Origin of the sequence: Polyangium sp. y55x31 (assembly GCF_029946505.1) — a bacterium.
Taxonomy (GTDB): domain Bacteria; phylum Myxococcota_A; class Polyangia; order Polyangiales; family Polyangiaceae; genus Polyangium.
Map to the genome: position 1 here is coordinate 56,668 of NZ_JARZHG010000003.1, position 11,436 is coordinate 68,103.

The following is an 11,436-nucleotide window of genomic DNA, read 5'->3' on the forward strand; positions in this document are numbered from 1 at the left end:
ACCTCCCGACGACCCGCCCCCGGTGTGCACTCCCTCGTGTACGGGCAAGTCGTGCGGGGCATCCAACGGCTGCGGCGGCAAGTGTGCCAACGGCTCCTGTCCGGCAGGCACGACCTGCGGCGGCGGCGGCGTGTACGCCCAGTGTGGGTGTACGCCCCAGTGTTCGGGCAAGTCGTGCGGGGCGCCCGACGGCTGCGGCGGCATCTGCACCAGCGGCTCGTGCCCCTATGGGCAGGCGTGCGGCACGGCGGGCGTGCCGGGCCAGTGCTCGACGCTGCCGATTGGGCAGGGCGTCGAGTGCTTCGTGTTCAATGACGGCTACACCAACATGGCTGGGCCGTCGCAGGCTGTTTACCTCACGGACACGGGCCAGGCGTGTATTCCCGACGGCACCCCGGGCGGCACCTGCCGCAAGTGGTTCGGCCGCTGCCGTACCACCGACCCGAGCCACACGCCGGTGCTTTTTTCGGTCTTCAATGCGGGCAAGGTCGACATGGTGGGCCCGTCGGACGCGGTGTATTCGCGATCGACCCGTCAGGCGTGTATTCCCGACGGCACCTCGACCGGCGCCTGCCGCCAGTTGTTCGGCGTCGCGAAGCTGCCCGACGGGCGCCCGGTCGAGTGCAAGCTGTTCGACGACGGCGGCGCGCAGAAGACGAAGTTCACGGACGACGAGATTTACGTGAGCGGCTGGCCGAAGGCGTGCTTCCCCAATGGCATCGGGGATGGGTTCAACTACGGCATGTGCCGCAAATGGTTCGGCGAGTGCATGGTGGCCGGCTGCGGCGACGGCGCGTGCAACAACGGCGAGACGCCGTCGACCTGCCCGTCCGACTGCAAGTGCGGCGACGGGGTCTGCAACGGCAACGAGTGGTGTGGTAGCTGCTCGCAAGACTGCGGCTCGTGCTGCGGCAACCACGTCTGCGACAACAACGAGACGTGCAGCTCGTGCTCGCAAGACTGCGGCGCGTGCTGCGGCAATGGCGTCTGCGACAACAACGAGAACTGCGAAAGTTGCTCGAAAGATTGCGGTGTGTGCCCCCCGAAGACGTGCTCGGGGGAGTTCGCCGGGCCGCAGGCGCAGAACTTCCCTGTGGGCGTCGAAGAAGTCTACGTGGACGTCTACGGCCAGCCCGTCTACGGCTGCCTGATCGCGAGACCGGTGTATTTCGCCAACACGCTGGACGAGGCCGCGCTGTGCGGCGGGAACGCCTACCCATACCACCACATCGCCACGAGCGGCACGGTTGGGACGTACGTCTACCATACCGGCACGGCCAACGGCTGCGCCTCGAGCACGTTCGCCGCGCTGTCGTCGTCGGCCGCGGCCGCGTGCGGGTACATGCATGGCTACCCGTACGAAGGCCCGTGCCCCTGAAGCGCCGGTAGGACGCCCGCAGCGATTTCGGAAAGGCGGCTCCGCGCCGTGACCGGCCGATCGAACCTCCTCACACGAGCGAGGGCCCGACCGAGCGCGGGCGCGGAGCGCGAAAAAAATCGGATCGGGGCGTCCTGTCACGCTCCCGTCACGCCCCCGGTCCCATGCTCCTGTTCGACATCGGGAGCCGAGGCAACCGCGACCTCGGCCTTGCCCACTCCGTGCAGCAATCGACAGAATGAGGTGCCTCTCATGTGGAATGCAGCGTTTCGAACGTCTTTCTTGGCTTTCACCCTCCTTGCGACGGTCCATTGTGGCCCGGGAAATGAGAACACCACCGGTCCCGGCGGCACGGGCGGCACCGGCGGCACCGGCGGCACCGGCGGCACCGGTGGCACAGGCGGCACCGGCGGCACCGGCGGCACAGGCGGCTCGGGCGGCACCGGCGGCGGTGAATGCACGAGCAATGACAAGGCCATTCGGCTGGGCAAGCTCGTCAGTCCCGAGGACGGCTCCGTCATCGACAAGGCGATCGTCGTGATCCACGAAGATCGGGTCAGCTACGTCGGCACGGATGAAAAGCAGATCCCGTGCGGAGCCAGCGTCATCGACTGGTCGGCGTACACCGGGCTCCCCGGGCTCGTCGATGCACACGTCCACTTCACCTACCAGACGGACCAGGAGCCGGGCACGCTCCCCTGGACCCGTGTCAACTGGCTGATGAACAACAACGTCTACAAGCTCATGGACCTCGCCCGCAACGCCGCCCTGGCGACGCTCAAGACCGGCGTCACCACGGCGATCGACAAGGGAGGCCGCGACTTCATCCTGAACCCCCTGCGCGCCGAGATCATGTCCGGCAAGACGCTGGGACCGCGGATGTACAACTCCATCGGCGGGATCTCCAATTACAAGTACCCGTCGGCGGTGCCCCCCGAGGAATTGAAGAACTGGGTGCATCTCCAGGTGCTGCGCGGCGCCGATCTCGTGAAAGTATGGGCCGACAAGTGCACGGACCAGACGCTCGACTGCACGCCGACGTTCACGTTCGACGAGCTCAAGCTGCTGGTCGACACGTCCCATGAGGAGGGGTTGCCCATCGCGATCCACGCATACCACCAGGACACGGCCAAGCTCGCCATCATGGCCGGCCCGGACTCGATCGAGCACCCGGAAGGCCTCGATACGGTCGACTGCGGCAACATGATCGACAGGGGGACGATTTACGTGCCGACCATCGATCACAACCGGTATTACAAGGACAACCTCGCGTTTTTCGGCTACGCCCCCGATCTGGAGGCGAAGTTCGAGGCATACATCCAGGACAACCTCGCTAGCGCGGCCCAGGCGCACACGGTCGGTGTGAAGATCGCGATGGGCTCGGACGCGGTGTTCACCGGATTCGGTGAAAACACGAAGGAGCTCGCCTGGCTCGTGCAGGCGGGGATGACCCCGCTCGAGGCGCTCCGTGCCGCCACCATCCATGGGGCGGAGAGCATCGGCGCCCAGAACGAGATCGGAAAGGTCGCGGTGGGCTATTACGCCGACATCATCGCGGTCGAAGGCGACCCTCTGGCGGACGTCAACGTCGTCATCAACGGGGTCCGCAAGGTGATGATGGGCGGGCGGGTCGCGGAGTTTTGACGAGGCCCGCTCGCTGGCCCTGCATTCCCGGGGTGTGGGGAGAACTGCTCGCTCCGCAGCTACGGCTTCTGCGTCACCGCCTGGAGCGCTTGCAGCGACGATAGCAGCGGCTCCGACGCCGGAGCCTCCCATTTCATGTCCAGGATACCGTACGTCTCCTCCGCGCCGAAGACCCGGCCGGTGCCGCGCGCCTGCGTCCCGTTCACCGACCAATACGCCCAGTCGATGTCCGCCTCACTCAAGTACGTTCGGAACGCCGAGAACCAGAACCCTTGCCCCGTCGCGTCGCTCACGCACGTGGCCCCGCTGTGGCAGGTGCCGAACTCGCCGACGAGCACGGGCGCGGTGAAGGGCTGCCCCTGCGTGAGGATATAACCCCACTTGTTGCCGAGCTCCGTCTTGAGCTGCTGATAATCGCTGAGCCCCGTGTGGAACCAGGCATAGTCGTGCGCCGAGTAGACGACCCGACCCGGGACGTCGAGCGTGATGGGCAACGTATAAGGCCCCCCGACGTCGGACGCATAGTTGAGCCCCTCCACGACGATGAGCAGGCTCGGGTTCTCCTTCAGCACGGCATTTCCCCCGCGGGTGGCCGCCCCGTGCCAGTCGGTGGCGGGATCGCCCCCACCCCACACGGGCGTCTTGCAGCCGCAGCTCCCGCAGGGGCACTGCGTGCAGGCCTGGCAGCCGGCTTCGAGCACCGACCTCGGCTCATTACGAAGATCCGCCGCCACGACCGCCGGCTGCGCCGCGTAGCGCTTCGCGAGGGTCTCCCAGTGCTTCAGCCACGTGGCCTCCGGGTATTTCGAGGTGTACCAGAGACCATTCTGATCGGTATCGCTGCAGCACCAGTCGGCCTCGCTCACGTGGTTGTCGAGAATGACCACGAGCCCTTCGTACGCGAGCGCGTCGATCACCGCGTCGAACACCTCGAGCGCGGTCTTGCCCTCGAGCTTCGGGTTCGCGCTGACGACCTGGTCGGCGACGACCGGGTTCAGGTCGACCATTTCGTTCGACCACGGGAGTCGAACGGCGTTGAAGCCGAGAGCGCGGATGCGCGCGGCGATGGCGCCGATATCCGCGATCTCGAGGCCGGCGGGGACGTAGTCCATCTCCTCGGCGCCGTACCAGTTCACCGCGGCGAACTTGAATCGCTCCCCGGAGGCGTCGAGGATCCAGCGCCCCTCGGTGTGAAGCGGCAGCGGCGGAAGCGCGTGGCCCGGGGATCCTCCTCCTCCGCCGCCGCTGCCGCCGCCCCCGTGACCGCCGCCGCCGGCCCCGCCGGCCCCGCCGGCCCCGCCTACGTTGTCCGAGCCACCGCTCGACGGATCTTGGCCCGCCTGGCCGGCCGCGCACCCCGCGGCCGTGGCGAGCAGGAGACCTCCGAGAGCAGCACACAACCATTCGGATGACATTCGATCCGCCTCACTTGGCCGCGAGGGTCTCGCAGGGCTTGAGGTTTTTCTCCGCGACCTCGGCCGAGGGAACCCCGTCCATGCCAGTCGTCTTGCAGACGTACTTCTTGCCGCCGATTTCCTTCAGCATGAAGCCGATATACCCCGTCTTGCCCGCGTTCTCGAACTGGACGATGGCCATGTTCGGGCCCTCCTTCGCCCATTTCTTGAAGGGGAAGAGCACGGTGTCGCCCTCGAAGCCTTTCTTCAGGGCCGCGAAATCGTCCTTGGCCTCGCTGACGTTGAGCGATGCCCCGTCGCCGATGTCCACGGTGGCGCTCTTGTGCTGATCGTCGAGGCTCATGTCCATGGCGCCCATGCCGCCCGACCGAACCTTGATCTTGAGGGGCATCGGGGTGAGCTCCACGTCCACGAGCTCGCCCTTGGCCTCACCTTTCGGCGCCTCGGCCGCGCCCTTCGCCGCCGGCGCGCCCGAGCCGGCCGGCTTGGCGGCGGCCTCCTCGCCCTTGTTCGAATTGCAGCCGGCCACCGCCAGCAGCGCCATGACAACCACGAGCTTGCGCATCCCTGTTCTCCTCACGGTGTCGCCGGGACCGTCGGGCCGCCGGCGCTCGCCCTAGAGACGGGGAGGGAGGGGCGCTTTTGCGTTTTTTGTTCGGTGCGACGAACCACAAGCGCGAGCGCCCCAGCAGCCCGTGGGCGGGGAGCGCCAAGAGAGTTGACCGTTCCAGCTCAATGCAGCAACGCCATCCCCCACCGGCCTCGTTTGCACGGGGTGGGACCCATTCAATCCGAATGCGAACCCGGACCGTAGTGCATGTTTGCGCCGTCTCGCACAAAAAACTTCGACATGATTCTCCGTCGGCTGCGGCGGCGCGGCTCGAGGCGGGGACAAGAAGCCGCGTTGGCGGGCAGGGTCGGTTTGTCCACGGAAGCGGGCGGAATTCAGGCGTCTACTGGGTCGATCCCGCGCACCCGCGGCTGGGCGACGAGCGCTGAATCCCTCGCCGAAGGGAGGGCCGCGTCATCCCCTCGCGGGCGCGGGGACCGTGGGCACCTCGGGCGCCGTCGAGCGCTTGTAACGGCGGATCGCCGATTCCCCGATCGCCTGGGTGACGGCCGTCGCGGCGAGCGCTCCCGCGGGCACGGCGAAGGCCGGGTTCAACGTGATCGCGATGGCCACCGGCGCGGCGGCGCTGGCGGCGCAAGCTGCCACCACGGCCACGAGCTCCATCACACGCTCGGATTGGTCGATGTCCTTCCCGAAGAGCAGCGCTATCTCCAGAATGAGGTAAAGGTGCATTCTGGTGAGAATGGATGCGCCTGCGACGAACCCCAGGCCTTCGTACACGATGCCGAACCCAGGGACGGCGGCGGGCGCATGAACGAGGCCGCCCGCGGCGAACGAAATCGCCGAGGTCGATGCAATGAGACGGCGGGCCTGCTGCTCCGGCGGCTCGTCCGGATACATACGTCGCACGCGCTCCGCGACCGACCGGATACGGGACTTGCGGAGCCTCAGGATGAAGTAGAACAAATCATCGGTGAACAGGCTTTGCTGATCGGCTGCCTGCTGCGCGGTTGCCATGGTTGTCCCCCTCTGCCGGAACGCCTCCAACGGATTGTTTCCTGACCAAGAGATCGTCGGCGGAACGCCATTTCCACACGCGCCGGCGGCTACGGCCGTCGCAGGAAAGCGGCGAGGTTGCCCCTCTGCTCGAGCGTGATGGACAGCCGAGCTCCTCCTGGCTGCTTCTGTCGCACGCTCGGCCGCCTTGCGAGAGCCGTACCGGCTCTGGTCGGCCGCTCTCTACGCTTCCTGGGGCGGTGGCAAAACGCGAGAACTTGGAGGACCAACCGTCGCGGCGACGACGTCCCTTGCTCGCCGAGCCGACGCTGTAGCGTTCAGCCTTCGCTGTAGCCCGGTCACGAGCGTGACCGGTGCCGCTCGGGGGACGAGTGGGTCAGCGTACGTACCGTAATTAAGCGTACGTCCCAGTCCGAATCATGCTTTTCGGACGGAAGGCATGATATCTTCCTGGACGAGATGTCCTCCTCCCAGGTTCTTCCTCCTTCCGTTCGCGACGTTCTACCTACGATCGAGGTCTTCCTGAAGGGCGCGATCGCCGCCGCCGATGCGCTTGCCAAGCTGCACCAGGCGGGCATCCTTCACCTGAACATTCGCCCTCAGACGCTGCGGATCGACCCCCGGGGGGAGGTGATCGAGCTTGTCGGTGCCGAAGGGCTTCCGTCGATGCCCTCCGCGTTGCGGCTGCCCCTCGAGGCGCTGCCCTACGTCGCGCCGGAGCAGACGGGGCGCATCGACAACCCGATCGATCATCGAGCCGATCTCTATTCGTTGGGACTCGTGCTTTACGAGCTGCGAGCGGGGACCCTTCCATTTCATGCGAACGACGCGGTTGGATGGGTGCACTGTCACATTGCTCGCGCCCCGCGAGCACTCGTGGAGGCCGCGCCCGGCACCCCCACGGCTGTCTCCGACATCGTCATGAAGCTCCTGGCGAAGGCGCCTGACGAGCGCTACCAAAGCGCGCGTGGCCTCCAGCACGATCTGGAGCGGTGTCTCGCCGAATACACGGCCCGCGGGAAGATCGAACCGTTCCCGCTCGGTGCGAGGGACGTCTGGGACCAGCTCCGGGGCGCGAGCAAGCTGTACGGCAGGGACAAGGAGATCGCGCTGCTCCGTGCTTCCGTCGAGCGTATGGCCGCGACAGGGACGCCGGAGGTCGCGCTTCTCGGCGGTCCTTCGGGCATCGGTAAATCCGCGGTCGTCCGTGAGCTCCAGAAGAGCATCGGCAGCGACCGCGCTCTCTTCCTCTGGGGCAAATTCGAACAGCACAAGCGCGATATCCCCTACGCGCCGTTGGGCCAGGCGTTCGAAGGTCTGGTCCGGCAGCTCGTGGCCTCGACCGATGCCGAGCTCGAAGCGACACGGCAGCAGTTGCTGGAGGCGCTCGGCGGCAACGCGCAGCTCATCGTCGACCTCGTCCCGCAGCTCGAGCTCGTGATCGGGAAGCAGCCGCCGGTCCCGCCCCTTCCAGCCTCCGAGGCCCGGGATCGCTTCAACGTGACGTTCCGGAGCTTCCTCGACGTCTTCACGAGCGGCGAGCGCATCCTCGTCCTGTTCCTCGACGACTTGCAATGGGCCGATTTCGGGAGCCTCGACCTGTTGCAGCACGTCATGACCCGCTCCGAGCTTCGGAGAGTGCTGCTTCTCGGCGCTTATCGAGACGACGAGGTAGGCGCGTCCCATCCTCTCGAAGGCATGCTCGGCGCGATCAAGGGCGCCGAGGTGCCCGTGTCGAGGATCCTCGTCGGCCCCCTGTCCCAGGTTGATTTCGTCGACCTCGTCGTGGACCTCTTCCATTGCGAGCGAGGCGAGGCGCAGCCGCTGGCGGCCCTTCTCTGGACGAAGACGGGCGGCAATCCCTTCTTCGCGACGCAGTTGCTCGGCGCGCTGAGGCAGGACCATCTCATCCAATTCGACACGCGGCGGTGGACCTGGTGGTGGGATGTCGAGAAGATCGAGGCGAAGCAGATCACGCACGACCTCGTCGATCTCGTGCTCGGCAGGCTCCGGCGTTTGCCCAGTGAAACCCTGGACGTCTTGCGCCTCGCCGCGACCATTGGCAACGAGTTCACCGTCCAGCTCCTCGGCACGGTGTGCGACAAGACGCCCGAGGCAGTGCGGACCCTCCTCGAGCCGGCGCTGGTAGACGGGCTCCTCCTGCACCGGCCCCAAGGCTACAAGTTCCTGCACGATCGTGTCATGCAGGCGTCCTACTCCCTGATCCCGGAGGACGAGCGGGCCGGGCTGCATTTGCGGATCGGGTGGCACCTGCTCGAGGCCACGTCCGAAGAGGAGCTCCCGGGGCTGCTCTTCGACATCGTGAACCAGCTCAACCTGGGCACCTCTCGCATCCATGCGAGCGACATGCGGCGCCGGGTCGCCGAGCTGAATCTTCGCGCCGGACGCAAGGCAAAGGCCGCAGCGGCAGCGAAATCGGCTGCGAACTATCTCGCCAACGGCCTGGCCTTGCTTTCCGCGGATTGCTGGGATTCCGATTACACGCTGGCATACGCTCTCCATCTCGAGCTCGCGGAGAGCGAGTATCTGAGCGGACGTTTCGAGGAGGCGGAGCGCGTGGCGTCGCTCATCGTGTCGCGCGCCAGGAGCCACGTCGAGCAGGCGGCAGCCTACCGTCTCCAGATTCAGCTCGCGACGGCGAAGGTCGACAACCCCCGCGCCATGGAGGCCGGCCTCGCATGCCTCCGCCTGTTCGGGATCGAATTGCCGAACGACCCGAGTGACGGCGACGTGCTCGCCGAGCTGGAGGCGACGCGCCAGAGCCTCGGCGATCGCGCAATCGAGGCCCTGATCGATCTCCCGGAGATGAGCGATCCCGGCACCATCGCCGCGATGGATGTCCTCTCGGCTCTCTACCCGGCGGCCGTCTACCTCAATCCGAACGTCGCGCACAGCCTGATCATCCGCATGGTCCGCCTCAGCATCCTGTATGGCAATGCGCCTGCATCGATGCACGGTTACGTGACCCTGGGCGGCATCCTCTGCATGCGTTTTGGCCGGTTCGACGAGGGGTATCGGTTCGGCAAGCTGGCATGCAGCCTCGGCGAGAGGCCCGGATTCCACAGATACAACCCGGAGACCGCAGGCGTTTTTGCCGCGCTCATCCTGCCGTGGAGCCGCCACGCGCGCGAGTCGCTCGACTACTACCGGAAGGGATTCAAGTTCGCGCGTGAGTCAGGCAATATCATCTACGCCTGCTCGCTTTTGCTCCAGAACGTGATGACCTTGCTGTCCATGGGCGAGCCGCTGGGAGCCGTCTACGAGGCGAGCGTTTCGGCCCTGGAGTTCGTGAACGCCGCGAATTACTCCTTCCTCGCCGACGGCGTCGTCGGGATCCAGCGCTTCATCCACGCCATGTGCGGGGATACCGCGCGCCTCGATACCTTCACCGGGGACAACTTCGACGAGGCGGCGTTCGACACGCACATGCAGGAGCGGAACGTGCCTGTCATGCGCTTGTGGTATTACATCTACAAGCTCCAGGCGCGGTTTCTGGCTCATGATTACGTCGGCGCGCGCGAGGCCATGGAGGTGACGGCAGGCCTCATGTCGAGCGGGTTGTTCAACCTGCTCGAAGGAGAATTTTACTACTATGCGGCCCTCACCGGGACCGCCCTGTACGACGGCGCGACGGAGGACGAGCGCGCAAAACTTCGCGACCTCGTCTCGAAGCACGAATCGAAGCTGCGGCAGTTCGCGGAGAGCAGCCCGGACAATTTCGCGGCCAAGCACGCGCTCGTCGCCGCTGAAGTGGCGCGTATCGAGCGGCGAGCTCACGACGCGATGGACCTCTACGACCAGGCGGTCCGCAGGAGCCGCAGCAGCGGTTTCTTGCGGGACGAGGCGCTCGCTTGCGAGCTCGGCGGGCGCTTCTACCTGAGCCGCGACTTCGCTCTGCTCCCGGCTGCCTACCTGAGCGCGTCCCGCACATGTTACGAGCGCTGGGGTGCGACCGGCAAGGTGCGCCAGTTCGATACCCTCTATCACGGCCTCGTGTTCGAGGCGCCGGAGAAGAGCGCGCCCGCGACCTCGGCCGACGTCGAGCCGATTGACACGATCACGGCCACGAGGGCATCCGAGGCGATTTCCAGCGACCTGGGCCCCGAGAAGTTGCTCGCGACCCTGATGCGGATCCTCATCGAGCACGCGGGCGCGCAGCGGTGCTGCTTGCTCCTGCCGTCGCGGGATGGCCTCTCGGTATCCGCCGAGATCACCATGGATCACGAGGGTGCGCACGTCGAGATCCCGCTCTCGGGGCGCCCGCCCTCCGCTGCCACGTTGCCTCTGTCGGTCGCTCAATACGTGAGGCGTACGCGCGAGAAGCTCATCCTGGACGACATGACGGCCCATACGATGTTCGCGTCGGACGCCTACATCAGCCGCGCCAAACCGAGGTCGCTCCTGTGTGCGCCCATTCTGCGCAGAGGCGAGGTGGCCGGCATCCTGTACCTCGAGAACAGGCTCATCCGCGGCGCCTTTACCCCCCGGAGGCTGGCGCTGCTCGAGTTCCTCTCCGGCATCTCCCTCGAGAATGCGCTTCTCGCGGCCGATCTCGCCCGGGAGACGGCGGAGCGCACGCAGGCCGAAAAGACCCTGCGGGAGAGCGAGGAGCGCCTGAAGCGGCTCGTCGAGAGCGCCAACGTGGTGCCTTGGGAGATCGACCGCGTGACCGGGCAATTCACCTACGTCGGCCCGCAAGCCGTGAAGATGCTGGGGTATCCGCAAGATGCGTGGTATGGGGCCGGGTTCCTGGGCTCGCACGTGCATCCGGACGACCGCGAGAGCACGCTGCTCCATCTGGTCGACCCGTCCGGCGACGACGATTTCGATTTTCGGATGCGCGCGGCCGACGGCCGCATTCTGTGGCTGCACAACGTGGTCAGCGTGCGCAGCGCCGAGGCAACCGGCGAGGTCGGCGGCTTTCTCTTCGACGTGACCGACCGCAAGGAGGCCGAGGCCACGCTGAAGGAGAAGCTACGTATCATCGAGACGCAGCAGGCCGCCATCCGGAAGCTCTCCACGCCCATCATCGAGGTCTGGGAAGGCGTGCTGACGATGCCGGTCCTCGGGGTCGTCGATGAACAACGATCCGAACAGATGATGACCATGATGCTCGATGCCGTGATGCGCACGAGCTGCCAGTACACCATCATCGATCTCACCGGCGCCGACGCCGTCGACACGAAAACCGCCGATCACATCATGAAGATTGTCCGCGCCGTCCAGCTCCTCGGCGCGCAGGCCCTCGTGGTCGGTATCCGGCCGGACGTGGCGCAGACGATCGTGGCGATGGGCGTCGACCTCTCGTCCATCGTCACGCTCGCCAACCTCCGGGAGGCGCTCCTTTTGTGCATGAAGCATCAGCGAGGCCGGCGCTCCCGCGCTTGACC

6 protein-coding genes are annotated in these 11,436 nt (G+C 66.4%); 3 read left to right on the forward strand and 3 right to left on the reverse strand.

All coding sequences use genetic code 11. The features are described from left to right. The first annotated feature begins 22 nt into the window (after positions 1-22). Together QHF84_RS06735 and QHF84_RS06740 are read left to right on the forward strand one after the other, a co-directional pair. Positions 23-1,378, forward strand: a complete 1,356-nt coding sequence (locus QHF84_RS06735) for a hypothetical protein (protein ID WP_281312355.1) — start codon at positions 23-25, stop codon at positions 1,376-1,378. Between the two features lie 282 nt (positions 1,379-1,660). Then, positions 1,661-3,022: an amidohydrolase family protein gene (locus QHF84_RS06740; RefSeq protein WP_281312356.1), complete on the forward strand. Its 1,362-nt coding sequence runs from the start codon at positions 1,661-1,663 to the stop codon at positions 3,020-3,022. A 59-nt stretch (positions 3,023-3,081) separates the two neighbouring features. Here the strand turns inward: QHF84_RS06740 and QHF84_RS06745 are convergent, their stop codons facing one another. From QHF84_RS06745 to QHF84_RS06755, 3 genes are all read right to left on the reverse strand, one after another. Then, positions 3,082-4,437, reverse strand: a complete 1,356-nt coding sequence (locus QHF84_RS06745) for a glycoside hydrolase family 5 protein (protein WP_281312357.1) — start codon at positions 4,435-4,437, stop codon at positions 3,082-3,084. 10 nt (positions 4,438-4,447) lie between these two features. Beyond that, positions 4,448-5,002, reverse strand: a complete 555-nt coding sequence (locus QHF84_RS06750) for a hypothetical protein (protein WP_281312358.1) — start codon at positions 5,000-5,002, stop codon at positions 4,448-4,450. A gap of 459 nt (positions 5,003-5,461) precedes the next feature. After that, positions 5,462-6,025, reverse strand: coding sequence for a hypothetical protein (locus tag QHF84_RS06755; RefSeq protein WP_281312359.1), 564 nt, complete (start codon positions 6,023-6,025; stop codon positions 5,462-5,464). Between the two features lie 459 nt (positions 6,026-6,484). On the opposite strand from QHF84_RS06755, the gene QHF84_RS06760 reads away from it, so the two are divergent. Further along, a complete protein-coding gene (locus QHF84_RS06760) occupies positions 6,485-11,434 on the forward strand; it encodes an AAA family ATPase (RefSeq protein ID WP_281312360.1) in 4,950 nt (1,649 codons plus the stop codon). The last annotated feature ends 2 nt before the right edge of the window (positions 11,435-11,436 follow it).